General features: G+C 57.2%; 23 protein-coding genes. 16 read left to right on the forward strand and 7 right to left on the reverse strand.

Going from position 1 to position 25,838, the window contains the following annotated elements; genetic code table 11:
* Positions 1–57: 57 nt before the first annotated feature.
* Entirely contained in the window at positions 58–675 is a 618-nt protein-coding gene (locus Q0Z71_RS00005) for a MerR family transcriptional regulator (RefSeq protein ID WP_298016346.1), read from the reverse strand.
* Positions 676–865: 190 nt separating this feature from the next.
* Here Q0Z71_RS00005 and Q0Z71_RS00010 point away from each other — a divergent pair, with 190 nt between their 5' ends.
* From Q0Z71_RS00010 to Q0Z71_RS00035, 6 genes are all read left to right on the forward strand, one after another.
* Positions 866–1,255: a hypothetical protein gene (locus Q0Z71_RS00010; RefSeq protein ID WP_298016349.1), complete on the forward strand. Its 390-nt coding sequence runs from the start codon at positions 866–868 to the stop codon at positions 1,253–1,255.
* Between the two features lie 15 nt (positions 1,256–1,270).
* The gene (locus tag Q0Z71_RS00015; RefSeq protein WP_298016352.1) at positions 1,271–2,299 is read left to right on the forward strand and encodes a hypothetical protein; all 1,029 of its coding nucleotides are present in this window, start codon (positions 1,271–1,273) and stop codon (positions 2,297–2,299) included.
* Positions 2,296–2,658, forward strand: coding sequence for a hypothetical protein (locus tag Q0Z71_RS00020; protein WP_298016355.1), 363 nt, complete (start codon positions 2,296–2,298; stop codon positions 2,656–2,658). The genes Q0Z71_RS00015 and Q0Z71_RS00020 overlap by 4 nt, the downstream gene beginning before the upstream one ends.
* The gene (locus Q0Z71_RS00025) at positions 2,658–3,185 is read left to right on the forward strand and encodes a molybdopterin-binding protein (RefSeq protein WP_298017284.1); all 528 of its coding nucleotides are present in this window, start codon (positions 2,658–2,660) and stop codon (positions 3,183–3,185) included. Before Q0Z71_RS00020 ends, Q0Z71_RS00025 begins: the two co-directional genes overlap by 1 nt.
* A 130-nt stretch (positions 3,186–3,315) precedes the next feature.
* Complete coding sequence (locus Q0Z71_RS00030) at positions 3,316–3,768, forward strand: hypothetical protein (protein WP_298016358.1); 453 nt, start codon at positions 3,316–3,318, stop codon at positions 3,766–3,768.
* Positions 3,769–3,932: 164 nt separating this feature from the next.
* Complete coding sequence (locus Q0Z71_RS00035) at positions 3,933–5,330, forward strand: YfcC family protein (protein WP_298016361.1); 1,398 nt, start codon at positions 3,933–3,935, stop codon at positions 5,328–5,330.
* A gap of 452 nt (positions 5,331–5,782) precedes the next feature.
* Here the strand turns inward: Q0Z71_RS00035 and Q0Z71_RS00040 are convergent, their stop codons facing one another.
* Together Q0Z71_RS00040 and Q0Z71_RS00045 are read right to left on the reverse strand one after the other, a co-directional pair.
* Positions 5,783–7,342, reverse strand: coding sequence for a response regulator (locus tag Q0Z71_RS00040; protein ID WP_298016364.1), 1,560 nt, complete (start codon positions 7,340–7,342; stop codon positions 5,783–5,785).
* A 4-nt stretch (positions 7,343–7,346) separates the two neighbouring features.
* The gene (locus tag Q0Z71_RS00045; RefSeq protein ID WP_298016367.1) at positions 7,347–9,071 is read right to left on the reverse strand and encodes a sensor histidine kinase; all 1,725 of its coding nucleotides are present in this window, start codon (positions 9,069–9,071) and stop codon (positions 7,347–7,349) included.
* Between the two features lie 295 nt (positions 9,072–9,366).
* On the opposite strand from Q0Z71_RS00045, the gene Q0Z71_RS00050 reads away from it, so the two are divergent.
* The 9 genes from Q0Z71_RS00050 to Q0Z71_RS00090 all read left to right on the forward strand — a co-directional run bounded on the left by Q0Z71_RS00050 (position 9,367) and on the right by Q0Z71_RS00090 (position 18,120).
* Positions 9,367–10,680 carry an ABC transporter substrate-binding protein gene (locus Q0Z71_RS00050; protein ID WP_298016370.1) on the forward strand — a complete coding sequence of 438 codons (1,314 nt, stop codon included), beginning with the start codon at positions 9,367–9,369 and terminating at the stop codon, positions 10,678–10,680.
* Positions 10,681–10,773: 93 nt separating this feature from the next.
* Positions 10,774–11,655 (forward strand): carbohydrate ABC transporter permease, encoded by an 882-nt coding sequence (locus Q0Z71_RS00055; protein ID WP_298016373.1) that lies wholly within the window; start codon positions 10,774–10,776, stop codon positions 11,653–11,655.
* Positions 11,656–11,670: 15 nt separating this feature from the next.
* Positions 11,671–12,516: a carbohydrate ABC transporter permease gene (locus Q0Z71_RS00060; RefSeq protein WP_298016376.1), complete on the forward strand. Its 846-nt coding sequence runs from the start codon at positions 11,671–11,673 to the stop codon at positions 12,514–12,516.
* Between the two features lie 16 nt (positions 12,517–12,532).
* Positions 12,533–13,636, forward strand: a complete 1,104-nt coding sequence (gene ugpC / locus Q0Z71_RS00065) for an ABC transporter ATP-binding protein (RefSeq protein WP_298016379.1) — start codon at positions 12,533–12,535, stop codon at positions 13,634–13,636.
* 17 nt (positions 13,637–13,653) lie between these two features.
* On the forward strand, positions 13,654–14,337 hold the full coding sequence (locus Q0Z71_RS00070; protein ID WP_298016382.1) for a YesL family protein: 684 nt from the start codon (positions 13,654–13,656) through the stop codon (positions 14,335–14,337).
* A gap of 2 nt (positions 14,338–14,339) precedes the next feature.
* Positions 14,340–15,437: a Gfo/Idh/MocA family protein gene (locus Q0Z71_RS00075; protein ID WP_298016385.1), complete on the forward strand. Its 1,098-nt coding sequence runs from the start codon at positions 14,340–14,342 to the stop codon at positions 15,435–15,437.
* Complete coding sequence (locus tag Q0Z71_RS00080) at positions 15,434–16,333, forward strand: sugar phosphate isomerase/epimerase (RefSeq protein ID WP_298016388.1); 900 nt, start codon at positions 15,434–15,436, stop codon at positions 16,331–16,333. Before Q0Z71_RS00075 ends, Q0Z71_RS00080 begins: the two co-directional genes overlap by 4 nt.
* A 12-nt stretch (positions 16,334–16,345) precedes the next feature.
* A complete protein-coding gene (locus Q0Z71_RS00085) occupies positions 16,346–17,068 on the forward strand; it encodes a glucosamine-6-phosphate deaminase (RefSeq protein WP_298016391.1) in 723 nt (240 codons plus the stop codon).
* Positions 17,065–18,120: a hypothetical protein gene (locus Q0Z71_RS00090; protein WP_298016394.1), complete on the forward strand. Its 1,056-nt coding sequence runs from the start codon at positions 17,065–17,067 to the stop codon at positions 18,118–18,120. Before Q0Z71_RS00085 ends, Q0Z71_RS00090 begins: the two co-directional genes overlap by 4 nt.
* A 298-nt stretch (positions 18,121–18,418) precedes the next feature.
* Here Q0Z71_RS00090 and Q0Z71_RS00095 read toward each other — a convergent pair whose 3' ends face one another.
* From Q0Z71_RS00095 to Q0Z71_RS00110, 4 genes are all read right to left on the reverse strand, one after another.
* Entirely contained in the window at positions 18,419–19,372 is a 954-nt protein-coding gene (locus Q0Z71_RS00095) for a ComEC/Rec2 family competence protein (RefSeq protein WP_298016397.1), read from the reverse strand.
* Positions 19,359–20,447, reverse strand: coding sequence for an ABC transporter ATP-binding protein (locus Q0Z71_RS00100; protein ID WP_298016400.1), 1,089 nt, complete (start codon positions 20,445–20,447; stop codon positions 19,359–19,361). Before Q0Z71_RS00100 ends, Q0Z71_RS00095 begins: the two co-directional genes overlap by 14 nt.
* A 16-nt stretch (positions 20,448–20,463) precedes the next feature.
* A complete protein-coding gene (locus Q0Z71_RS00105) occupies positions 20,464–22,113 on the reverse strand; it encodes an iron ABC transporter permease (protein WP_298016403.1) in 1,650 nt (549 codons plus the stop codon).
* A 102-nt stretch (positions 22,114–22,215) separates the two neighbouring features.
* Entirely contained in the window at positions 22,216–23,292 is a 1,077-nt protein-coding gene (locus tag Q0Z71_RS00110; protein ID WP_298016406.1) for an ABC transporter substrate-binding protein, read from the reverse strand.
* Between the two features lie 255 nt (positions 23,293–23,547).
* Here Q0Z71_RS00110 and Q0Z71_RS00115 point away from each other — a divergent pair, with 255 nt between their 5' ends.
* A complete protein-coding gene (locus Q0Z71_RS00115) occupies positions 23,548–25,755 on the forward strand; it encodes an extracellular solute-binding protein (RefSeq protein WP_298016409.1) in 2,208 nt (735 codons plus the stop codon).
* The last annotated feature ends 83 nt before the right edge of the window (positions 25,756–25,838 follow it).

The raw sequence follows: 25,838 nt of genomic DNA on the forward strand, positions 1-25,838 counted from the left end.
CGGCGCTGGGGAACGCCGGACGGGAACGGCAAAATTTTTTACACTTCTATTGCTTCTTTATCTCACACAAGCTAAAGTCTCGGGCTTCTTTTCCAGAAACATGTAGTAATGGGTAGGGACGACACGGCCGTCCAACAGGGCGGAATAATCCAGAAGCAGGCCGATCTCCCGCAAAAAGTCCAGCCGTGCGCAGTCCGGCTCACTTTTCCGCACCATGAGCCGGTAGCCGGCGGTGTAGCAAACCGATTCACCAGGGCGGTATGGCTCCGCAAAGAGATAGCGCGGTCCGTAGTGTGTTTTGAAAGGGACACCGGGCAGGATGCCGTCATCCGTGTGACGATAGTAGTCCAGATAATTGGACACTGTGCTCCGCAGGATGGACAGCCGCTCCAGTTCCGCGCTCAATTCCCGCTTTCTGCGGTCCAACAGCCGAAGAAGCGTATCTGTGGAGGAATCCGAGATAATATCGTGGATTTCATCCAGATCAAAGCCCAAGAGCTGCAGATGGCGGATGCGTTCCAGTGTAAAGAGCTGGTGGTAGGCATAATAACGGTAACCTGTTTTTTCGTTGATCGTGGAGGGGCGCAAAAGACCGATTTTGTCATAATATCGCAGCGTGTGACTGGACAAGCCCAACAACGTGGAGATTTCACCAATCGTAAAGTATTCTTTCATGTTGAATATTCCTTTCTGAAATATAAGAAACATTAGAGAAAACATTAGAAAAAGTCTGATAACAATATTGACAAATTGATGATACTTTTGACATTTTAAACGAAAAATCGGAAAAAGTAAAGAAAAATTTGTCCATTATAGAAACGAACTTTATTATCGACCAATATTTTCCAAAGGAGGATACGCAAAAATGAGATTGATGCATACAAAACTTCCGGACTTTATACGAAGGATTCGAGAGGCGTCCGTGAAGAATACCCCGGACATGAAACTGGAGATCAAGGGAATGGAGAATGTACAGTCAGCGAAGCTCCAGTCCCTGCGGACAGGCCGGATCGTCAACGCCGTGGAGGAGATGGCGGTCTCGGAGGGTGTGGACCATATGGAGATCTTGATCCGCCCCCGTATGCCGGAAACCATGCACACGGTCATCATCAAGGGGTATGACAAGGACGGAAAAGCCAAAAAGGCGATCGTGGAGACCGTCGACATGCTGGTCCCCACAGAGGAACTGGATTTGTTCGACTGCGAAGAAGTGATCGACAGACGGCCGAAGATGACCGTTTACAGCAAGATTTGACGGGGGGGTGGAAACATGGCTCAACTGAAATACAAACTGCTCCCGGAGAACAGTGCAGGCGGCATTCTGCCGCTGAATGTTGCGATCGTGGATTACGCCGATATCCAGCAATGCGGACTGACGATGCCCCAGGCGTGCCAAATCGTGGCTGACAATGTGGACGGCCCGACGGCGATCAACATCATGGATTTGACTGCTGTTACCACGACCAGCGACGGCATCATGGTCCCCAGCGCGATCCGCGCGATGGCCGCGTCCGACCGCGGAAAGATCCATCCGGAATTTGGCTACATTCCCATGGCGGAGATCGAGCACAGCGAGGCGCTGATCCAGAAGGAACCGCACCTCCGCCAGTGGGACATCAATTATCCCGGCCGCCGGCTCTTCCGGGGACCCGACGTTGCGGATAAGCCGGTGCCCGTGCATAACGTCGTTATCACCGGCCGTGCCTGCAACAACAACTCCGGCACAGAGATGATGCATCTGGTGACCATGGGGGAGATCCTGATGCCATACATCGGCCAGCATGTGATCGCCTCCGGGGAGGGGAAACTGCTTACGGGTATGTCTGGTGAGCACCTCTCGGTGGGCATCGGCATGACGACGGCGGAGAAATTTGGACGGGTCTTTTCCACATACCGCTACCGCGCCGGAGATACGGCTCACGGCTCGGGAGCCCAGGCGAAGACCCTGAAGCGGGATATCCCCTGCATCGTGGCATCCAAGGCCACACATGCGGGCTTCGTCATCGCGGCGCTCAAAGCCGGGATGGTCCCGGGCCGGGACATCGGCTGTTCCCCTGTGAACCTGGCTATTGCCCGTGCCATGCATCTGCCGATCGACTATGACAACATCACGCCCCGGGCCTGGCTGGAGCTGGAGAGTGTGGGTTTCAGCCGGGAGTATCTGGAGACGCCTGTGCCGAAGCTCACGGAGGCGGAAGTCCTGGAGCACGCCGACGAGATTTTGCCCGGCGTGGACAATCCGCAGCTGCATACGATCGATGAGCTGGTGCAGACCTGCTGGGCCGAGGTCAAGGCATGAACCGGCAGGAATATATCATTGCCGCGGCCGACAAGAGCATTTTGAAAATATTCGGCGTCAGCATCAAGGGGCTCAATACCCGGGATTTGGAGCAGCGCCTTTCCGAACGCCTGCATACCCTGGTCCGTGTCATCGGCGTCACTGGACAACAGATTGAAATGGATGTCTATGGGATCGAGCCGGAGCAGATCCGGCGGGATGAACAAGCGCTGCTGCAAGCGGTCTCCCTTGTGGAAGGCGTGACTGCCAATGAACTGTGCACGCTCGCGGTCAGCGAAAAGATCGTGGACGTGGATATCCAGAAGGTTCCGGACAAGCCTTATTACGGCTGCGCCAGAGAAAGGTGGGTACAGTTTTGATGGAGAGAATCCGCATCATTCCGACAGGAGATGAGATCCGGGCGGGCATTGTTCGTGACCTGGACAGTCCCATGGTGATGAGTTCCATCCTGCGTCAATACCCGACAGCGGAGGTCCTGCGGGTGGCTCCCGTGAATGATACAGCCTTGGACATTCTGGCGGCCCTGACGGCAGCGGCGGATTCAGGAGCAGATCTGGCGATTTTAATTGGCGGCAGCGGCGGAGGGCATCGCTTTTCTCCCACCTTGGGGAAAGACTTCAGCCACTCCGCAATGGATGAGTTTGTTCAAAACGGTTGTGCCCGTGAAATCTACGGAAAAAATGGGCATCTTTGGTGCCGCCTGGTGTGCGGCAAGCGGAATGGGATGATGGCCATCAATCTTCCCGGTCCCTATGTTGAGGCGGAGGCGGCGATCAACGCATTCCTTGCCGCGGAACCTGAACGTATGGATTTTGAAAAAATCAACCACGCCATGGCGGAGGCAGTCTTTGCGCAGTATCCCGCCGGCAGTGCCGAGAAGCGGTAAAACGATGGACTGCTTTGCTGTAAAAATAACCCTGCCAGGGAATAACACACTGTCTGTCGGCGGCCTCTGCGAACCGGGAAACGCAGAGAGAATCGCTGCCCGGTGCCGCACGCTGGAGGGCTTCCGCTGCATGGAAGACGACCTGGTTGGCATAGACCGGGCACTGGCGGCAGCACTGGACGATTTCGCGGATGACGGCGTATCCGTCATGGGGGCCACGTTATTTTGCCGGCGGCAGAATGCTGTTTTCGCGGCAAATGGCTGGCGGACCGGCGGTGTGATCGGCGTTCCCGGGGCATCTTCTGAGGATGCCGCTGGCGCGCTGGAGCATCTGCCCAATGGACTGTATCTGTATGCGGCCCCTGGCGGTCCGGGGTTTGCGGCGGCCGCTGCGCGTGAAGACGCTGAGACGCTTATGGACCTTGCAAGGGCCGGAGAGCCGGAACCTCTTTTGAAGGCCCTGAAAGCGTGTGCGCCCTCTGGGTATCTCTGTGTCTTTGACGGCATGGGGCCGTCCGCCGCTGGACTTCTCGCAGTTGGCGCCGGCAAACGTCATCTCTATTTGGACTTTCACGAGACCTGAGTGCTCAAACAGAGAGAAATATCTTGCAGAAAAATTTTCGTACCACAGAAACATCCCCATCTGCGCTCAATGATATAACGGTTCCGGTAAAGGGCATGGATTTATCTGATAAATTTAGACTGAAACCGTTTTATCAGAGTAATAAAAAATATGGAGGAAACAACATGGAAAAGGGAAAAGAGATTGGAAAGCGACTAAAAGCACCGGATCTGATCGTATTTACGTTCATCATGATGGTTATTGCCATGATCTTAACGTGGATCATTCCGGCGGGACAGTACACACGCTACTTTAATGAGGAATTGAACCGGACCCTGGTCGATCCCAACTCCTATCAGGCCGTGGCGCAGACACCTGTGAGTATCATGGCTATGCTGGAGGCAATTCCCGGCGGCTTTGTGAAGAATATCTCCGTCATCGCCTATGTGATGGGATGGGGCGGCGCTTTTGGCATCCTGATCCACACCAAGCTCATCGAAGACGGCATCAAGGTTGCTTTGCAGGGCAAGAAGAAGGCTTCTTTTTTGATCGTTGTCGTAATCAGTTTCCTGTTCTCCGCCGGCGGCGCGTTTGTCGGCATTCAGCAGAGCTTTTGGTCCTTTACGCCGGTGGTGGCGCTTTTGACCGTAGCCATGGGATATGATGTGGTGGTCGCCTTTGTGGCGGTTGCCGTGGCAAATAATATCGGCTATATGTGCGGCCCCCTGAATATGTGGAACGTCGGCGTTGCGCAGCAGATCAGTGAGCTGCCGCTCTTCTCCGGCCTTGGGATGCGCCTTTTCATCTGGGTGCTGTTCATGGCCATGCTCCTGGTGTATACCTGGCTGTACTGCCGCAAGATCAGCAAGGACCCCACCAAGAGTATCGTCTATGATCTGCGGGATACATCGGAGGCTCTTGCCCAGGAAGCCGCCCCGGTCACAAAGCTGACCAGCCGCCGGAAGATCGCTCTGGTCTGCCTGATTGCGGAGTTTGTGGGCCTGGTGATCCTGATCGCGTTCTTCAAGATGACCAGCAGTGGAAAAATTGCCGCTTATCTGATTGGAACCGGCATCATTGTGGCCGTGGTCAATGGCGACGACTATAACGAGATTTCTGCGGGCTTTGTGGAGGGTATCCAGCTGGTTTTGGTCCCGTGCATCGTTGTGGGAATGGCGGGCGGAATCCTGTCTATTCTGGAAGACGGCAATACGCTGGACTCCATCCTGCACTGGGCTGTGACCGCGCTGTCTGGAACATCCAACGCCTTCGCGCTGATGATGATCTACCTGTTCCAGTTCCTGTTCAATTTCCTGGTTCCCTCTGGAACAGCCCAGGCGGCAACTACGATGCCGGTGATTGCACCGCTGGCAGACCTCGTGGGCGTCAGCCGTCAGGCGGCAGTTGTTGCCTTCCAGTTTGGCGACGGCTACAGCAACATGATTTGGCCGACCGCATGCTTGGCCCCCTTGGCATTTACCAATATCCCCTTCAAGAGATGGGTAAAGTGGTTCCTGCCGTTTACAGCTGTCTTTATCGTTGTATCCTGCCTGATCCTTGTGTATGTGGGCAGCGTATATTGATATCGTCCATGAACTGGAAAAATCGTAAAGCTGGTTTTCAAGCGGGCAATGCCCGCCGTGCGCGAAGCGCACGGTGAATGACGATGAAATCGAAATCAAGGCCGGCGGGGATCAGGCTCAATTGCCTGGCCCCGCCGGCCTTTTCCAGTGAAACAGCTTATACTAATCCCTAATAAAACGATTTAATCGTTTTATTAGGGCCGCGTAAGCGGCCCCGGCGGCATAGCCGCCAGGGATGTTGTCAATACTTTTCCTGCGCGCCGCAGGCACGGCGGCGCATTGCGCCGCAATAAAAAACTTTTTAAAGTTTTTTATCAGGAAATAGTATTATATAGTCAACGCAGTTGAAAAGGAGTATCTACTCCTTTTCAACCGGCGGACCAATGGTCCGCCGACGCGCAAAGCGCGTATGCGTTCCACTGGCTTTTACATTCCTTTAGATCAACAGACTTTTATTTTCGAAAGTCTTTGGGCTTAATGCCGGTCGCTTTTTTGAAAATGCGGGAAAAATAGACCGGATCGGTGAAACCAACCTGCTCTGCCACCTCATAAATTTTCAGGTTTGTGGTGCGCAAAAGAGATTTTGCCCGTTCGATGCGGACATTCTGCACATAAGCGCTGATCGTCTCTCCTGTCTCCCGGCTAAAGAGACGGCTCAAATACACCGGACTCAGATATACCAGCCCGGCAAGGGTCTTTAAGGAGATATCCTCGGCGTAATGCTCCGCGATATAGGCTTTCACCAAGCGGATCACATTGGCGGAGTCCGCGGATGCCCCGTCAGACTGCTGTAAGACCTGATCAAGAAGCATCTGCATACCATCCTCGGCCTGCTGCACGGAGTCATAGCTGATTAATTGCTTGAGCCCGCTCATCGTCATCAGTTCCCCGGCGTCAGAGGCAAGAGGCAGGCTGAAACAAAGCTGATAAATGTACAGGCAGATATTCTTGACATGCTCAATGGGCAGCCGGTTTTGCCGGATAAAACCAAAAAGCTCTTTCAGGATCTCATGGCTGTCCGCCCGGCTGCGCCGCTCCACCTTGTCCTTCAGCCGGTCGATGTCATGGATTACACGCTGGATAGCCTGAGGCGGGATGCCTGGGATCTGGTCAAACCGCACAACAGGCTGCTCCATCGTATACCTTGCAAATTGGGCGGCCTGATCCGCCTGATCCGCCGCGTCTGCCATGCGCAGGGGGTTATCCCAGTGCTGGCTGATGCCGACGAACAGGAAAAAGCGGGACATACTGCCAATGATATCTGTGGCTTCCAGGCACCTTGTCATCAACGACGCTGCGTCAGATGCGCAGACCACCACATAGCACATCTGGTCGCCCCGCGGTGCAAAGTACACCTCGCACTCCGTCAGACAGTCCCGCAGGACCTCCTGGGACTGCCGGAGATAAGGCAGGCAGTCGTTCCCCTGGCTGTTGGACTGATCAACGGGGACGATATCCATCCGCAGCACATGGTAGGAGGCCAGGTCCATATCCAATTGTGCCATACGGTTGAGCACATATAAATAAGACAGGTCAACCCGGTGGATCAGATCATGCAGCAGCATCCCGCGCTCCAACAGCAGATTCTGCTGGGATTCGCTGGCCAGCTTTCTGGCCAGCTCCTGACTGCTCTGCTCCTTGGCGATCAGCGCCTTTGCCTTTTCAATGGCCTTTACCAGGCTGTCCACCGATGTGGGCTTTAAGACAAAGTCCACCACACAGTATTCAATGGCCCGTTGGGCATACTCAAAGTCCGGAAAACCCGTCATGATAATGACCTTGGTCTGGGGATGCTCCTGCCGGATATGACGCGCCAGCTCCAGGCCGTCCATCCCCGGCATCCGAATATCGCTGATCACGATATCCGGCTGAACGACGGGAAACTGTTCCAGCGCGTCCACACCGTCCACTGCCTGTGCCGCTATGCTGCACCCAATGGCGTCCCAGCGGATGCAATAGACCAACCCTTTGCGGATCGCCGTCTCGTTATCCACGATCATGACCTTGAACATTGACTCACTCCCTCTTCCCACGCTCGCTGATATCCGCAGGCAGCGTGATGGTGATGTCGGTGCCCTTTCCCGGCTCAGACTGGATGTGGAGTCCGTATTCCTTTCCATACAGCAGCTGGATGCGTCGGGCAATATTCGCCACAGCCACCTGATTGTGCTTGGCGTCCAGCTCTGTCCGGTGCGTCTGCTCAAAATCGATCTGTGTTGCGTCAAAACCGACGCCGTCATCGGAAACGCGCACGCAGACTGCCCGTTCCTCCTCCCAGATACTCAGACGTACGGTGCCCCCGCCGCGTTTTGGCTCCAGACCGTGGACAATGCTGTTTTCCACCAGCGGCTGTATGGTCAGCTTAGGCAGATAATAGCGCAGGATCTCCGGGTCCTCCAAGTCGATGGAATAATTCAGACTATCGCCAAAGCGCTCTTTTTGTAGCTCCAGATAATACCGGACATAGCGCAGTTCCTCTTGGAACGTGATGGTCTGCTCGTGCTTGTGACTGATGTTGACCCGCAGCAGCTGAGCAAGATTGGTCACCATGCGGCAGATGCCGGTCTCGCCGGCCTCCATGCAGCGGATGTTGATCAGCTCCAGCACATTGAAGATAAAGTGGGGGCGGATCTGCGACTCCAACAGCCGAAACTCCGCATCCCGCAGCAGAACGCCCTGCTCATAGACCTCTCCGAACAGCGCCTCCAGATTATCCGCCATGTTATTGAAGGCATTCGTCATCCCCTCCGTCTCCACATAGGGGGATTCCTCCATGCGGACGGAAAGGTCTCCTGTGGCCAGGCGGTCCAGCTTTTGCAGCATCTGCCGCAGCGGCTTGTAAAACAGGTAGATGGCAGCGACTCCCAGTGCCAGGGTCAATGCCAGGACGACCATGGAGAAGAATATATACACCTTCATGGTCTCGCGGCTGGTCTCAACGATCTCACTGTGAGGAATAAAGATGTCTATGGCGGCGTGGGTGGGCAGCAGCGCCTGCCTTGCGTGATAATAACGCCGGTTTCCGAGCTTCAGATAGCCGCTTCCCGCCCCAATGGCCTGCGCAAACAGATCCTCTGTCTCACTGAGCGGCTGGCCGGCCGTGGTGAGCAGCACCGCTGCCTGCTGGTAAATGGTATTTAAAGCGGCGGTGTCCGCCAGGCCGTCCACCTGCAGTTCAATGATGATCTTTCCAAGCGGCGCCATGTTGTCCAGATCAAAATAGTCGACGATCATGTAGCAGTAATCCGGATATTCGGGGAGCTTGTACAGGTCTCTGGCGGAGTTTTTATCTCCAAGCGTCTCATAGACCCGCATGACCCGGGCAGCCGTCCCTGCATAGATCCCGCTCCGCAGAATGGGGAAGTAGCATGCGTCGCTGATCAGATAAAGCCCCGTCACAGTGCTCTGCTCCAATTGGCTGCCCACGAAGAAGGCCCGGTTCAGTCCCTCTTCCACTGCCAGGCGCTGGCTGGACGGCGTGTTGACGGGGTCCCGCATGAGGCTTTGCGCACTGCTGTCGCTCATGAGATAATAGATGCAGTTTCGCAGTGTGGAAAGAGTTGCCGAGGTGTCTCCCGCGATCTGCTCCAAATAAAAGGATACCGTTTCCTGCGCGTTGCGTTCCATACGGTCGGCCACCGCGGTGCTGAAATAAACGATGGAGCATATGACCGGAAAAAGGATCAGCATGCAGCAGAGGCACAGCGCGCATGCGGTCAGAGACAGCTTTTTTCTCTTCACACCGATCCCTCCTTACTGGCTCCACTTTATCATGTTTATGCTGATAAGGAAATACTTCCGCACTCCATTTCCCGCCTTTTTTTTCCAAAAAGTCAAAACCGCCCCAGTAACAGTGCAAAAAAAGTCTGTTTTTTATCGGCGAGGTTTTCCATGCTGCCAAAGAGAGTGAAATAATCCCATTTCACATCAAAATGTTCAATTGCCTGAAAGAAAGAGCAAATTTATAATGGAAATCACCAACAGGGGAGCTGTCCGCAGCGGCCGGTTCCCCAAAATAAAGAGGAGGATATTCCCCATGAAAAGAAGAGCGCTTGCGATCCTGCTGCTCGGTGTGATGTGCCTGGGCCTGCTCACCGGGTGCGGCGGCAAAAAGACCGAGGAGCCTGCCGCCGGTACATCTGATGACGGTGTCATCACCATCAACTACCCCACCTTCCAGTGCGGCGTGAACACTGCGGCCCCTGTGGTGGCGCAGCTGGTGAAGGAGTTCAACGAGGAATACGCCGGCAAATATCAGATCAAGCTGGAGGAGATCCCCGGCGACGCCAACTATGTGGACAAGATCAAGGTGCAGCTCGGCACCGGCGACCTGCCCCCCGTGGTGTACGGCGCTGGCTACAACCTGCTGGACCTGGCTCTGGCCAAGGACCTGGTGGTGGACCTGACGGACATCGTCAACGCTGATCCTGAGTGGAAGGCGCTGTATTCCGACGCCGCGCTGACCACCAACAGCCGCGACGGCAAGATCTACGCCTCCTCCGTGGAGGGCTCCGTGGTGGGTTACTTCTACAACAAGGACCTCTTCGCCCAGGCCGGTATTGAGGCTCCCGCCAAGACCTGGGATGAATTCTTCCAGCAGTGCGAGACCCTGAAGGCCGCCGGCATCACGCCGCTGGCGCTGGATACCGCTGACTCCGCCTGGGTCACCCAGCTCTGGTGGGGCGCTATGGTGGCGACCGCCAGCGAAAACGGCCTTGCCTTCATGCAGACCATGAACCCCGATGACTACAACTTCGACGAGATGGTCGCGGCTGTGGAGAAGGTCCAAAAGATGCTTCAGGATTACACCACGCTGGATGCCATCGGCGGCAAGTATGAGCACGCGGCCAACAACTTCCTCTCCGGCCAGGCCGCTATGATCGCCAATGGTCCCTGGATGATCGGTGATTTCTCTGATACCTCCAAGACCACCGCGGATTTCGCCGACAAGGTCGGCTCCGCCATCTATCCCGACAACTTTGTGTATGACGCGCCCATCCAGGGGTACTTTGTCACCAAGCAGGATGATCCCAAGCTGGAGGAAGCCGCCATCGCCATGGTGAAATTCTTCACCTCTGCCCACGCCCAGCAGCTTGGCCTGGAGATGCAGGGCATGGTGCCCGCCTCCAGCTCCGTGGAGATCAGCGCCGATGCCGCCGCCACCTATCCGCTGCTGGTGGAATTCCTGAGCCAGGCTTCCGAGGCCACTGTCCGCTCCGACAACATGCAGGCCACCATGTACTCCAACCTGCTGGACGTGGTCAGCCAGGAGCTGCCCCGTCTGGCCTCCGGTGAGCTGGACGCCGCCGCTTTCTGCCAGGCGCTGACCGACGCTGCCGCCAAAAACTGAATATTTCGGACCCGCTATTGAAAAAGGGACTGTCGGAGCCGCTTCGACAGTCCCTTTCCCACCAACGATGCCGCTGCCGCATCGGAAAGGAATGTGACCGCCTTGAAAATCAAAAAAGGATGGATCCCCATATTTTTACTTCCGGCTGTCATCCTCTTTCTGCTGATCTACGCAGTGCCTCTGGTCATGGTATTTGTCACATCGCTGTTTGATTACCGCCTGACCGGGCAGGGAATGACATTTATCGGTTTTGACAACTATGTCCGTCTGTTTCACGATCCGGATTTCGCCAAGGCCCTGTTCAACACCGTGATCTGGATCTTCATCCAGTGCATCGCCCATGTGGCGCTGGGCACCTTCATCGCCCTGATCCTCTATAAAAAGCCCAAAGGCTGGAAGTTTGTCCGCACGGCCTATATGATCCCCAACATCATCTCCAACGCCGCGATCGGCATGATCTTCCTGAATATTTTCAATCCCCAGTTCGGCATTATCAACTCCGTTCTCAAGGCCGTGGGACTGGAGCACCTCACCCACAACTGGCTGATGGACTCCTCCACCGCATTTCCCTCCGTCACGCTGATCTGGGTCCTGTTCGCCGGCTACACCACCACGCTGGTGCTGGCCCAGGCCCTCTCCATCGACGAATCCGTGCTGGAGGCCGCAAAGGTGGACGGCGCGACGCCCTTCCAGACAGACCTTTTCGTGGTGCTGCCGCTGCTGAAAAAGATCATCGGCACCACCATGGTTATGGCCGCCACATACATGCTGCAGATGTTCGACCTGATCTACATCACCACCAACGGCGGCCCCGGCAAAACCACCACCAACCTGCCGCTGCTGCTGTACGGCGTGTATAAAGGGGAGAACAACTACGGCTACGCCAATACCATCGGTGTGTTCATCGTGGTCATCGGCGTTGTCGCCATGACCGTCATCAACAAAGCCCTGAAGGTCAATGACGAAGATTATTAAAGGGAGGGACAGTATATGAGCCATATGCAAATGACGACCAAAGAGCGCGTGCTGTGCGTGCTGAAATATCTGTTCCTGGCCCTGTGCGTCTTTGTGGCGCTGTTCCCCATCATCTGGGTCATCATGTCCTCCTTCAAGACCAACGCGGAGATCCTCTCCAACGGCGTGGCGCTGCCCAAGACCCCCAGCCTCACCGGCTACCGCAACGCCCTGACCATTTCTCCCATCCTCAATTATTTTGGACACAGCATCATCATCACCACGGTCTCCACCGTGCTGAATGTGCTGTTTTTGGCCATGGCGGCCTATGTGTTTGCCCGCTGCCGCTTCCGCGGGCGGGACGTGCTGTACTTCATCCTGTCGCTGGCCATGGTCATCCCCATGACGGCCCTGCTGCATCCGGTGTACAGCGTCATCCAGGCGCTGGGACTTTACGACACCAAGACGGGCCTGATCCTGGTCTACACAGCCCTGAACCTGCCCATGAGCCTGCTGATCCTGCGGGGGACCTTCCTGTCTATCCCGCGGGCGCTGGAGGAGGCCGCCTATGTGGACGGCGCCGGGTTTGTCCGCACCTTTTTCCAGATCATGCTGCCCTGCGCCAAGGGCGGGCTCACCTCCGCGGCCGTGCTGGCGTTTTTGCAGTCCTGGAACGAGTTCACCTTTGCCCTGGTGCTGACCAGCGGCCAGGACGCACGCACGCTCCCGCTGTCGCTGTCTTATTTCACCGCTCAATTCAGCTTTGACTATCCCGCCATGTTTGCCGCGGTCACCATTGCCGTGATCCCCTCCATCATCGTATTCGCGGTGTTCCAGGAGCAGGTGGTGTCCAGCCTGACCGCCGGTTCGGTCAAGGAATAAGAAAGGAAGCGTACCAATGGCAAGTATTACTTTGAAACATATTCAAAAGGTCTATCCCGGCGGCGTCAAGGTGATCGAGGACCTGAATCTGGAGATCCAGGACCGGGAATTCATCGTACTGGTCGGTCCCTCCGGCTGCGGAAAATCCACGACTCTGCGCATGATCGCCGGTTTGGAGGAGGTATCCGGCGGCGAGCTGTACATCGGCGACCGGCTGGTGAACGAGGTGGTCCCCAAGGAGCGGGACATCGCCATGGTGTTCCAGAACTACGCCCTGTATCCGCATATGACGGTCTACAAAAACATGGCCTTCGCGCTGAAGCTGCGGAAAACAGACAAGGCCCTTATTGACCAGAAGGTCCATGAGGCCGCCCGTATCCTGGATATCGAGCACCTGCTCAACCGCAAGCCCCGGGCGCTTTCCGGCGGCCAGCGCCAGCGCGTGGCCCTGGGCCGCGCCATGGTGCGGGACCCCAAGGTCTTTTTGCTGGATGAGCCGCTGTCCAACCTGGACGCCAAGCTGCGGACGCAGATGCGCACGGAGATCACCAAGCTCCATAAACGCCTTCAGACCACCTTTGTCTATGTCACTCATGACCAGACGGAGGCCATGACCATGGGCGACCGCATCGTGGTCATGAAAGAGGGCGTCATCCAGCAGGTGGATACCCCCCAGAACCTGTATGACGCCCCCTGCAACCTGTTTGTGGCCGGCTTCATCGGCTCTCCCCAGATGAACTTCATGGACGCTCAGGTCCGCCTGCGGGATGGGAAATACGTCGTGGCGCTAGGGCCCTATGAGCTGCCGGTCTCCCCGGAAAAACAGGCGGCGCTGGAGGGTTATGACGGCAAGAATGTGACCCTCGGCATCCGCCCGGAGGACTTCCACGCCGAGGGCGCGCTTCTGGCCGATGGAGACTGCATCGTGGAGATGCAGGTCGATATCGCCGAGCTGATGGGCGCCGACACCTATTTCCACGGCGTATGCGCCGGCACACAGCTGAATGTCCGTGCGCCCTCCCACATCCACGCACCGGCCGGCAGCCTTCTGCGGCTGGCGGTAGACTGCAAAAAGATGCACCTGTTTGACCAGGAGTCCCAGCAGGCGATCCTCAACTGAGAAAGGAATGGCGCCGGATGACACTGTTTCAGCCAAGCTATCTAAAAGAAGGGCCCGGGATCGACAAGGATGCGCCGCCGAAGCGCGGGCTGGCCCTGCTGCTGGAGATCCTGGTGCGGGAATTCTGGCAGATCATCAAGGTCAATCTGCTGTTTCTGGTCTGCGCGCTGCCGCTGGTGACCTTCGGCGCCGCCCGGGCCGCCTTGTCGCGCTGCACCATGAACATGGTGCGGGACGTTCCCAATGACGTGTGGCCCGATTTCTTCCGGGCGTTCCGGCAGGATCTTCCCCGCAGCACCGCCGCTGGTCTGGCGGAGCTGTTTTGGCTGGGGCTGTGCCTTGCGGCGCTGTCCACGGACGCCGTGCATGCCAGCATTCCGCTGACAGGAGCGGTCTGCGCGGTCCTGGTGGCCGGAGGGCTGTTCTTCAGCTATCTGTGGCCCATGCTGGTCACCATCGACGTCCCGGCTGCCGCCGCCGTCCGCAACGCCGCCGCGCTGGCCTTCGGCTGTCTGCACCACAGCCTTCCCGCCTTCCTGACGGAAGCGGTTCTGCTGGCGTCGGGCCTGTGGTTTTTCCCGCTGTCCCTGCCTCTGGTGCTGCTGATCCCCTTTGGAATGAGCAGTTTTTTCACAAGCTTTGCCGCCTGGTCGGATATCCGCCGCCTGATCGTATCCAAAAGCACGAAAGGAGTTTCATAATTATGATCAAAATTGGCATCATCGGTTTGGGTGAGGTCTCCCAGTGTATGCACCTCCCCATCCTGCAGGACCTCTGCGACACCTATACAGTGACCGCTGTCTCCGACGTGGCCCCATCCCTGGTGGCCTATATCCAGAACAAGTATCACATCCCCCAGGCGTATGCCAGCGCGGTGGACCTGATCGACCAGGCGGACATCGACGCGGTGATGATCCTCTCTCCCGACCAGTATCATGGGGAGTATGCCGCCCGCGCCCTGCGGGCCGGCAAGCACGTTTTTGTGGAAAAGCCCGTCACCCTCTGCCTGGAGGAGCTGCGTGAACTGATCGAGCTGAAAAAGAACTATCCCCAGCAGATCGTGATGGTGGGCTACATGCGGCGCTATGCCGGACCCTATCTCAAGGCCAAGGAGATCCTGACGGAGACCCCCATGAAGACGGAATACCTCCGTTTCCGGGATATCATTCTGGAAGCGCCCTTTTTCATCGGTCAGACGCGCCCGGTATTCTATCCCAAGGATGTGCCTGCCGAGGTCATCCAGGAGGGCCGTGAGCGCCGCCGCGCCCATCTGGACCGCGCCATCGGCGCCGATGCCACCGATGAGATGCGGACCACCTATCAGATGATGACGGGTCTGGGCTGCCACTCCTTCGCGGCGGTGCGGGAGCTGTTCGGCGTTCCCACCAAGATCCACTCCGTCACCACGGCTGCCGATGGGCAGCACGTCGTCATTGTTATGGAATTTGCCGGCGGCTTCCTGGGCACCTATGAGCTGGTGAACAATCAGGATATCGTGCAGTTTGACGCCGCGATTGAGGTGTTCCAGAAAACGCGAAAGGTGCTGGTCAAATATGAGACCCCCTATCTGCGCTATCAGCCCGCCTTCGTGCAGGTGACGGAATCCACCGGTACCGACACCCGCACCACCACCTACGGTCCGGATTTCCGCGATGCCTTCCACACAGAGCTCAAGCTCTTTGCCCAGTGCATCCAAACCGGCGAGCAGCCCAAGACCAATCTGGAGGACGCCGTGGCTGACCTGGAGCTGTTCCAGGAGATCATCCGGGTGATGGCCCGTCAGAAGGAGGAAGCGAAGTGAGCCGCATCAAGATCGCCACCGCCCCCTGTTCCTGGGGCGTATGGTATGCCGACGGCACGCCCTCCGGGACCCCCTGGGAGGTGTTTTTGGACCAGGCGGCCGAGGCTGGCTATCAGGCCCTGGAGCTGGGGCCGGACGGCTATCTTCCCACGGACGAAGGCCGCCTGCGGGAGGAGCTGGCCCGCCGGGGGCTGGAGGTCTGCGCCGGCACAGCCTGCTACGCCTTTGACCAGGGCGCCTCCTTCGCCGATTTCCGCCCCCGCGTCCAGGCGCTCTGCAAGCGTCTGACCAGTCTGGGAGTGAAATACCTGGTCACCATGGATGAATCCGACGTGGGCCTGTACAGCGAGAAAAAGCAGACGCTGTCCGCGGCGGAATGGACCGCCTTTTTGACAAAGATCCGGGAGATGGGCGAATACACCCGGCAGGAATTCGGGATCGAAGTCGTCTATCACCCCCACATCAAAACCATGATCGAGTACGAGAGCGAGATCATCCGCCTGCTGGATTTCACCGGCCTGGATCTGTGCTTTGATACCGGCCACCATGCCTACGACAATGGAAACGGACGGCAGGGCGATCCCTCTGCTCCGGATTTCATGCGCCGCTTTGCCGGCCGCATCGCGTATCTGCACTTCAAGCAGGTGGACGGCGCTGTGTATCGAAAGGTTATGGAGGAGCACATCGATTCGGACACCGCTTTTGACATCAATGTCATGTGCGATCTGCCCGACGGCATCATCGATTTCACCCAGGTCAGGCAGGTCCTGGATGACATCGGCTTCTCCGGCATCGCCGTGGTGGAATCCGACATGCCCCGGGCAACCACAGCCCAGGCATTTGCCTCCGCCAAGCGGAATCTGAACTATTTGAGAGAGATCCATATGATCGACTGAGGAGGGAATCCCTTGAACCTGATCGTCTGTAAAGATTATGAGGAAATGAGCCGCAGGGCGGCTGAACTTGCGGCGGCGTGTATCCAGGCCGATCCGACGGGCCTGGTGAGCTTCCCGGGCGGCGATACGCCGCTGGGCATGGTACACGCCTTCGCCGACCTGGTGAATGCGGGAAAGGTGGATATCTCCGGTGCTCACTATGTCTCGTTGGACGAGTGGGTCGGGCTGTCCGGCCTGGACGAGGGCTCCTGCGGACGGTTCAACCGCACGGAGCTGCTGGGCCGCCTGCAAAAGCGTTTCGCCGGCGTCCATCTGATCGACGGCGCCGCCGCTGATATCGAGGCGGAGCGGGCCGCTCTGGACAGCTATATCGCGCAGTACGGCCCCTTGACCGTATCGGTGCTGGGGATCGGCATGAACGGACATCTGGGTTTTAACGAGGACGGTGTGGATCTGGACCTGAACGCCCACATCATCCCGCTCTCCGAGACCACCAAGCAGGTCATGCACAAGTACTTCGGAGAAAAGTTCCACCCGGAATACGGGATTTCACAGGGGATCCGCCAGATCATGGCGGCCAAAACGGTCATTTTGATCGCCAACGGCTCCCATAAGGCGGAGATCCTTCGCCGGGCGCTGTGCGGAGAGGTCAGCAACCGGGTCCCGGCTTCTGTACTGCAAAAGCATCCAAACTGCTATGTCGTGGCCGATGAAGCGGCCGCGGCCAAGCTGTGAGCTGGCGGGAGCGGCTGCGGGAGCGGGCAGGCGAGATCGGCCAAAAGCGCCTGACCGTGGGATTTGACGGATTTGCCGACACCATCGTGCGGCCGCTCCGTCAGGCCCCGGCGCCGAATATCCCCCCGCAGCCCTTTGAGACCATTCGGGAGTTTGGGGAATATCTTGCCGCGAAGGCGGAAAAGAGCTGTTCCGTGGAGCTGCGCTCCCAGGGGCGGCAGCTGGGCGGCAACCTGCCCTTTTTGTCCCGGGCCGCTGGACAAATGGGATTGGATGTATCCTGCATCGGCATGCTGGGCGACCCCGGCGCGCCAGACCCGCTCTTTGCCTCCATGCCATGTAAACTGTATCCCTTTGCCCCGCCGGGGCAGTCCACCTGTATGGAGTTCAACGATGGAAAAGTTCTGCTCTCCGCGGACTGCGAGCTGCCGGGGGACCCATGGGAAATTGTTTTGCAGGCAACTGACGGCCAGGCTCCCGGTTTATTTCAGGACGCTGATCTGATCGCGCTGCTGAATTGGAGCGAGCTGTCTTTCGCCCACAGGCTTTGGGAAAAAGTCCTGGAGGTGGTGCGTGCGGCGTCTCCGGACAAAACACGATTTGCCTTTTTCGACCTCTGCGATGTATCCCGCCGTTCGGCAGGGGAGCTGGATGCGGTCCTCCGGCTGATCGGTGCGTTTTCCACGCTTCGGACGGGGATCCTCAGCCTGAATGAAAATGAAGCCCTGGCAGCTGCCCGCCAACTGCTTTCCCCGGATATCACAGATCCTGCCGCCATTGCGTCGGCGCTGCGCGACACATACGCCGTCGACGAGGTCATCGTCCACACGATCCGCGATACTGCCCTGGTCACTCCGCGGGGGACTGTCCGCCTTCCCACGGATTTTGTGGCCCATCCCCGCATCTCCACCGGTGCGGGAGACCATTTTAACGCGGCCTCCTGTTTTGCCGCGGTCATGGACTTTCCGGACCTGGAGCGTGTGGAATTTGCCAACACATTTGCACATTTTTACGTCTCAGAGGGCCGCACCCCGCAGCTTTCTGAGCTGTGATCGGCCGTCAATTCCATATTCAGTGGCTGCTCCGGCAATGCGGGCATGAAACCAGGTCCAGGCAGGGGACTACTTTGCGGCGTTCGATTTTTCTAATTTTAAAGGATAAACGCAAAATCAGGAGGCCGGATGCTGTTCCGGCCTCTTGATTTTTTGACTCTATTATAATAGGAGGCTGCATAGTTTTATCCCTTTATCTGTCAGCTGTAGCCCGCGGTGCCCAGGTGCAATGACAAATTCACACATATCATGACTGCGTGCTGCCGGTTCTGAACACTATGATAGGAACTGATTCCTGTCAATGGGCAGCACATGGAGGTTCAATTTGTCCAGCTGAATCGATGGAGAAATGCACGGCGCGATGCCGGCATTCCACAAAATTCGGACGCTCCACCGCATCTGTGATGTACAGATGGCAGTTCCGCTTCTGTACAGTGTCCAGGACGGACGCGGCGGGGCAATCGTCTGTACGGGTGTTGGAGACGGAGATGACGACATGCTTGGGAGCCAGCATATCCAGCAGCCGGGGCGTGACGGAATCCCGGTGGCCATGGTGCGGTAATTTGACGATGGTGCAGGGGGATATCTGATGCTGTTCCCAACAGTCGGCATATACGTCTCCCGGCAATTCGATGGTCTTTTCACCATAGAAGAGCCGCAGACGGATGCTTGTATTGTTGATAAAGCGGTCCAGCTCATCCAGCTCCGCGTTATCGGCGCAGCCCTCCAGAACATTCCGCCAGATTTCGGCCTGACGCTGATGCAGCGTGGGATCTTCCAGATAAATCTCTGCCCGCAAAGCATGGCTCAATCCGCACATCTCATTCCTAACGCTTTTCAGCTGAATCCTCGTTCCGGACTGCTCCATGCTGCACAGGGCATTCAGGTAGATATTCATAGACTCCAAGAGGCAGCGCGCTCCGGCGGAAAAATCAGAGGGGACGCGGACCGTTTTGCCCCAATCTGTGCGGGGGGGCAGGTAGTTGGTCCAGAATTCCCGGACATGGACCTTTTTCAGCAGCTCTGTCAATCCGCCGCTGTGGTCACGGTGAAGATGCGTCAGTACCAGAAGATCCAGGCGCTGAATCCCTGCTTGCTCCAGGAAATCCGCCGCTGTGATCCGCGCGGACTCCGGCCCGGGATTTCCGGTGGTCACATCACCGCAGTCCACAAGCATGGAAAAATCTGCGTCCAGATCCCGGGTCAGGATCGCGTCGCCGTAACCGACATTGATAAAATCAACAGTCAGCATGGGCGCCACCGTCCTTTAGAATGTGGAGCTTATGCGTGTCCAGACACAGTTTCACATCACCGGAACGGGCACCGGACAAATCCACGTTTGCGTCATCAATGATAAATGTTTCCTCACAGACACGGACCCAGTAGCGGATCATGCGGCCAAGGAAGCTGTAGTTTTCGATGGTACCGTTCAGCACTGCGCCTTCGGGAAGTGTCTCGTTCTCAGCTGCCAGGTGGATACACTCGGGGCGAACGACCAGGGTGATCTCCTCACCGGCGGAGGCGGAAACCTCTGTCGGTACACGCAGTTCCATGCCGCAGTGGGAGACTGTCAGCACATGTTCGTCGGTCGCCAGAACGTTTGCGTCCAGGAAATTAACGGTACCCACGAAGTCCGCCACAAAGCGGTTGGCGGGCCGGAAATAGATCTCCCAGGGCGTGCCGATCTGTTCGATCCGCCCCTGCCGCATAACCGCGATGATATCGGACATGGAGAGCGCCTCGTCCTGATCATGGGTGACGTAGATGGCGGTAATCCCCAGCTTGCGCTGGATCTGCCGAAGCTCTGTGCGGACATCTACCCGCAGCTTGGCGTCCAGATTGGAAAGAGGCTCGTCCAGAAGCAGGATCTCTTGGCCCATTACCAGCGCCCGGGCGAAAGCGACCCGCTGCTGCTGACCGCCGGACATCTCACGGGGAAAGCGCTTTTCCAGCCCCACCAGATTGAACATCTCCAGCATTTCCGACACGCGGCGGTCGATCTCCCCTTTGGGGGCTTTGACCAATTTCAAACCGTAAGAGATGTTTTCATAGACGGTCATGTGTGGGAACAGGGCATATTCCTGAAAGACCAGGGGCGTGTTGCGCTTGAAGGGCGGCAGACCATTCATCCGCTTGCCGTCCACCAGCACATCTCCCTCCTCCGGCTCGGAGAAACCGGCCAGCTGGCGCATCAAAGTTGTTTTGCCGCAGCCGGAAGGTCCCAGCAGCGTCACAAAGGCGCCCTTGGGAATCTCCAGCGACACATGGTCCAGCGCGGTGAAATCACCGAACCGTTTGACAACATTTTTAAATTCGATATAAGCCATGATGCTCTGCGCCTCCTTACAATTCCAACTCAATGCCCTGCTTGCCGAGGATCCACTGGGCCAATTTCAAGACTGTGAACGCAATAGTGATCAATACAAGGGTAAAGGCCGCGGCCTCGCCCCACTGGCCGCTCTGGACCAGCACCATAACGGAAACTGTTCCCACTGTGGTGGCCGGCGCGTACAGGAAGATCACAACGCTCAAGCAGGTGACGGACCGCAGGAACGACAACACGAAGCTGGACATAAAGGGGGCCTTCAGTAGCGGGATGATCACATCCTTGAAAGATCGGAAGCTGTTGGCACCTAGGTTCAAAGCCGCGTCCTCCACGGAGGCGCCGATCTGCTGCAGGCCAGCCGTGGCGGAGCTGTAACAGGTGGGGATGTTCCAGAATAACAGTGCCAGGATCATGATGATGGAGGTGCCCGTCAGCTCCAGCGGAGGCGTGTTGAACGCCATGACGAAGCCGATGCCCAGGAACATACCGGGAATGGCTCCTGGCAGGATGCCAAGGAAGTCCAACAGCTTGTTGACACCGACCTGCTTTTTTTGTACGATGTACGCCAGCACCATGGCCAAAAACGCGGCGCCCAGGGAGGCACAGAAGGCATAGCGGATCGAGTTCCAGATCTGATGGCCCTTCTGGAACACGTACTGGATATTTTCCATGGTCAGCGTCCAGTCATATCCCCAGGCCTTGGTGAAGGCACCGTAGCAGAGCGTGCCGTAGACCAGCAGGATAAACAGGGAAATGAACATTGTAAGGCCGAACAGCGTCCACTTGACCCACTTGGGGACCGGGAAGGGATTCAAGGAGATCTCCTTGCCGGTGATGGTGACATAGGAGCGCCGGCCGACCCAGAACCGCTGTACCAAAAACAGCACCACGGCGGGGATCAGTAGCGCCACCGCCAGCACGGAAGCGGTTTTCATATCGTACCAGCCGGAGATCTGCATATACGCCTCTGTGGGGAGCAGGGCCAGATCGCCGCCGATCATCTGCGGGTTGCCGAAGTCGGTCAGCACATTGATGGCCGCCACCAGCGCGCCGCCGGCCACGCCGGGGCGGCACAGCGGCCAAAACACGTCCCGGAACACCTGCCAGCGGGTAGCGCCCATATTGTAAGCCGCATACTCCAGGTTGGTGGAGATGGAGCGGATCACGCCATAAATGACGGAGTAGGCATAGGGAAAGAAGGTGACGGTCTGCACGATCCAAAGACCGAGACGGCCGTAGATATCCACCTGAAGTCCCAAAAGCTGCTTGGTGACGATGCCCTGAACGCCAAAGAGCAGGATATAGCTGAGCGCCACGATAAAGGGCGGGGAAACGATGGGGAGCAGGGTCACAAAGCGAAACAGCTTTTTGCAGGGAACATCCAGACGGGCGATGACATAGGCGAACAGAAATGCCACCGCTGTGCAGGAGATAGTGGAGATCAAGGTCATAAACAGGCTGTTTTTCACAGCCTTGAACCAGCGGGCCTTGTGGAAGAGCTGCATATAATCTTCCGCGCCGGGGAAAAGGATGACTTTGATCACAGGATAGACGACAAAGAAACCGACAAATAAGATGATAACGATAATGGCCAGCAGGAGCAGCGGCTCGTTCTTCAGCCGCTTCATCTCTTTCAGAGATTCCCGGACAGAGGTTCCGGCAGCCATGGGCTTCACTCCTTCCGCAGGTAATCAGGTGATTGAGGAAGAAGGCGCCTGCCTGTACAGCAGGCAGGCGCCTTCTTGTAAAAATAGAAGTGGTCGGGGATATCAGGCGCGGTTTGAAGTGATCTCAGCGTCAAACTTCTCAAGAACGGCTTCTTTCATGGAAGCGGCCTGGTCACGGTCATAGTCCACCAGGTCCACCTCGTTCAGAGCGGGCAGGCCCTCGGGGGCGGCCACATCATCGCGGACGGGATACCGGTAAGAGGTGGCGACGCTCAGCTCCTGGGCTTCCTTCGTCAGCAGCCAGTCGATGAACACCTTGGCGTTTTCTGTGTTGGGGCCGCCCTTGACGATGGCGGAGCCGCCGATCTCATAAGCGGTCTGCTTGGGGATGATGAGCTTCAGGGGATAGCCCTCCTTCTGGGTTTTGAAGCTGTCATGACCCCAGGCGATGGAAGCGATGAACTCACCCGTGGCGACCGGGCTGATGACATCGCCGGCACCCTTATAGTAGTGGTGGACGTTTTTGTCCAGCTCCTTCAGGTAGTCCCAGGCGGCATCCTCACCCAGGCGGAAGATCTGACAGGCAGTGGCGATGTAAGCGCCACCGGCTGTGGTGGGATTGGCCCACACAAAGACATTCTTGTAGTTGGGATCCAGCAGGTCGTCCCATGTCTCGGGCATCTTGACGCCCTTGGGGGCCAGCTCTTTTTCAAAGCGGTCCTCATTGATGATGATGCTCAGCACGCCCATGTACCAGCCCTGCCAGAAATGGTTGGGATCGTTAAAGCGGGTGTCCAGATCGTCGTTGTTGGGAGAGTCATAGGCCTCAAAGGCGCCGGCCTCCGCAAGGGAGCCGTACAGGTCCACGGAGCCGCCCACCAAAACGTCGGCTTTGGGATTGCCCATCTCAGCCTGCACGCGGGCTACGGCATCGCCGCCGCCCAGAGAGATGTATTCGATCTCAATGCCGGTGTCCTTTTTGAACTGATCCGCGATGGCGATGGTGTTGTCCTCGTTCAGCGCGGAATAGACCACCAGCTTGCCGCCGGTCTTGGTCTCCTCGCTGGGCTGTTCAGTCTGCTCGGGTTCTTTTTCGGGAGCGGGCTCCTCCTTGCCGCCGCAGGCGGCCAAGGACAGAATCATCATGAGTGCAAGAGCCAGGCTGAGGAACTTCTTCATGTGATACATCTCCTTTTCATCAGGCAAAATATTGAGGATGTGATCTCCTCTTGTTCTTACCGTATCATCATTTTTGGAACGTGTCAATTTATTTTTCGTAAAATTAACCATATCCACTCAACTTTTTGCAAACCATACATTTATTTTACACAAACTTTATGCAATTTTCACAGCTCCGCTTTGCGAGCTTTTTCCTTGCGAAGTTGGACGGAACATTGTATCATAATACCATAGAATGAGAGAGGAGGCCTCCGTATGCCTACGATCAAGGATATTGCCCGGGAGGCTGGCGTCTCCCACGGAACGGTTTCCAATGTGATCAACGGCCGGGGAAATGTCAGCGTGGAAAAGATCCGGCTGGTGTGGCAGGCTGCGGAAAAACTGGGCTATAAAGTCAACGGCAAGGCCCAGAGCCTGCGGCAGGGTGGCCGGGATCGGGCCATCGCCGTATTGCTGCCCGGTATTGAAGACCAGCAGTATGCCGCCATGTATGAGGTGTTCCAGAGTGAGTTCGTTCAGAGAGGCTACACCGTACAGCTGTATTCTACACGCTCTATGGAGACGACGGAGACGGCGATGCTGGCGGACGCGCTGACGGCGCGGGTCAGCGCGGTCATCAGCAGTTCCTGCCTGCCGGACGCAGTAGCCCACTATCGCAAGGAAGCCGCGGATATCCCCATCGTTTTTTTGCAGAGAAGCGGACCGGCTTATGAGGATGTGATGTACGCTGGCTTTGACCCCGCAGGGGCGGGGAGGGAGATCGCCCGTTATATTCACGGACGAGGCGCAAAGCGGATCGGCATCTTTACAGAACCCCCGGCGTCACCGGACGCGGGCTTGTTTCTCCAGGGCTTTCAATCGGTCTATGCCAAAAACGACCCGACCGTGACAGCGTTGGACTGCCCGAACCATCAGGTCGAGCTGCGGGCGTTTGAATTTTTTGACCCGGACACGGCATATGATTATCTTGTCTGCACAGACCGGCAGCGGGAGGCCGCTCTGCGGTCCGCCTGCGCTTATGCAAGCCACCATCCCCTGCCGCCGATGATCACGGTAGCCTCCAGGACCGCCCTGACGGATCCCTCCGCTCTGGTGTACGAATTGGATCACAAGCGGCTGGCGCATAAGATCGTGAAGCTGCTGCTGAATCGTCTGGAGGGCAAAGCGCCGCTGCCGCCGGCGCTCTCCCTTTCAAACAACGGCTTTCGGCTGCCTGCCGCGGCCCCGGCGTTGACAGAGCAGTGCCTCCGCATGCTGACGGTGGCGTCGCCCTCCACCACCGCCCTATCTCATCTGCTTCCCTATCTGGAAAAAAGCACCGGCATCCATCTGGAAATGACGGTGCTCCCATCCCTGCGGGATGTATACGATGTGGTGCAGACTCCGGCCCACAGCCGGTACGATATGATCCGGATAGACGTGGCCTGGATGGACGAACTGGCGGAACGCATTTTTTGCCCGCTGGATCAGCTCCCCTTTGATTGGGATGGCCTTCTGGCGCAGACGATCCCAGAGCTGGGCGAGAATTATACGCTGTCTCGGGGAGTCCGCTATTGCGTGCCCTATGACCCCAGCACACAGCTGATGTTTTACCGGCGGGACCTGTTCACAGATCCCACTTATAAGCGGATGTACTATGAAATGGTTCGAAAGGAGTTGGATGTCCCAAAGACCTTCGCGGAGTATAATCAGATCGCCAGCTTTTTTACCCGCAGCCACAATCCGTCGTCTCCCGTACAGTTTGGTTCCACGGTAGCCGTGGGCAATGTGTCGGTCAGTCCCAGTGAGTTTATGCCGCGGCTGTATGAGGAGGGCGGCAGTTTGCTGGACCGTCAGGGCCGCATCACCATCGATACCCCGGAGGCTCTGCGTGCGCTGCGAAACTACCAGGAGACCTATACGTATTCCGACAGGACCGTATATGACTTCTGGAAAAACGCGCTGGAGGGTTTTGCGGACGGCTCCGCTGCCATGACGGTGGTGTTCATCAACTATGCGTCGCATATTCTGAATCTCAAGATGTCCAGCATTGCTGGAAAGCTGGGATATGCACCCGTCCCCGGGGGGAGACCGCTGCTCGGCGGCGGCGTGGTGGGCATCACCCGGGACTGCGCTTATCCCAAAACCGCCTACGCATTTTTATCCTGGCTGTATTCCGACCTGGTTGCTCCCGTATTCACTATGCTGGGAGGGCTGTCGCCCTGCAGATCCGCATACAGCAACCGGGACATCAATGAGATATATCCGTGGCTGTCCACGGCCCGCAAAAGCTTTCCCAGCGCTGAACGGCGGGGCAACAGCGTCTATTACAGCAACTTCAGTGAGCTGCAATTGGAGAACATCTTGGCGTCCCAAATCCAAAAAGCGGTCCTGCGCGTCTGTCCGGCGGAAGAGGCGCTCCGGCAGGCGCAGGAAAACTGCGCCGCTTATTTCCGGTGCGACCCGCTCAACAGCTCCCTATGATCGTTCATTTCAGGGAGGCTCACAGCCACAGAGCGTATATTGCTGCAAAGAAGGCCCCACTCGAGGGTGGGGCAAGAAGAGCG

The sequence above is a fragment of the uncultured Dysosmobacter sp. genome, assembly GCF_947631635.1.
GTDB lineage: Bacteria > Bacillota > Clostridia > Oscillospirales > Oscillospiraceae > Oscillibacter.

Coding starts and splice junctions, on each gene's coding strand:
- Q0Z71_RS00015 (WP_298016352.1), top strand. CDS start 1,271: ATGGCTCAACTGAAATACAAACTGCTCCCGGAGAACAGTGCAGGCGGC.
- ugpC (WP_298016379.1), top strand. CDS start 12,533: ATGGCAAGTATTACTTTGAAACATATTCAAAAGGTCTATCCCGGCGGC.
- Q0Z71_RS00025 (WP_298017284.1), top strand. CDS start 2,658: ATGGAGAGAATCCGCATCATTCCGACAGGAGATGAGATCCGGGCGGGC.
- Q0Z71_RS00005 (WP_298016346.1), bottom strand. CDS start 675: ATGAAAGAATACTTTACGATTGGTGAAATCTCCACGTTGTTGGGCTTG.
- Q0Z71_RS00105 (WP_298016403.1), bottom strand. CDS start 22,113: ATGGCTGCCGGAACCTCTGTCCGGGAATCTCTGAAAGAGATGAAGCGG.
- Q0Z71_RS00060 (WP_298016376.1), top strand. CDS start 11,671: ATGAGCCATATGCAAATGACGACCAAAGAGCGCGTGCTGTGCGTGCTG.
- Q0Z71_RS00075 (WP_298016385.1), top strand. CDS start 14,340: ATGATCAAAATTGGCATCATCGGTTTGGGTGAGGTCTCCCAGTGTATG.
- Q0Z71_RS00040 (WP_298016364.1), bottom strand. CDS start 7,342: ATGTTCAAGGTCATGATCGTGGATAACGAGACGGCGATCCGCAAAGGG.
- Q0Z71_RS00010 (WP_298016349.1), top strand. CDS start 866: ATGAGATTGATGCATACAAAACTTCCGGACTTTATACGAAGGATTCGA.
- Q0Z71_RS00115 (WP_298016409.1), top strand. CDS start 23,548: ATGCCTACGATCAAGGATATTGCCCGGGAGGCTGGCGTCTCCCACGGA.
- Q0Z71_RS00050 (WP_298016370.1), top strand. CDS start 9,367: ATGAAAAGAAGAGCGCTTGCGATCCTGCTGCTCGGTGTGATGTGCCTG.
- Q0Z71_RS00110 (WP_298016406.1), bottom strand. CDS start 23,292: ATGAAGAAGTTCCTCAGCCTGGCTCTTGCACTCATGATGATTCTGTCC.
- Q0Z71_RS00095 (WP_298016397.1), bottom strand. CDS start 19,372: ATGCTGACTGTTGATTTTATCAATGTCGGTTACGGCGACGCGATCCTG.
- Q0Z71_RS00030 (WP_298016358.1), top strand. CDS start 3,316: ATGGAAGACGACCTGGTTGGCATAGACCGGGCACTGGCGGCAGCACTG.
- Q0Z71_RS00020 (WP_298016355.1), top strand. CDS start 2,296: ATGAACCGGCAGGAATATATCATTGCCGCGGCCGACAAGAGCATTTTG.
- Q0Z71_RS00070 (WP_298016382.1), top strand. CDS start 13,654: ATGACACTGTTTCAGCCAAGCTATCTAAAAGAAGGGCCCGGGATCGAC.
- Q0Z71_RS00100 (WP_298016400.1), bottom strand. CDS start 20,447: ATGGCTTATATCGAATTTAAAAATGTTGTCAAACGGTTCGGTGATTTC.
- Q0Z71_RS00035 (WP_298016361.1), top strand. CDS start 3,933: ATGGAAAAGGGAAAAGAGATTGGAAAGCGACTAAAAGCACCGGATCTG.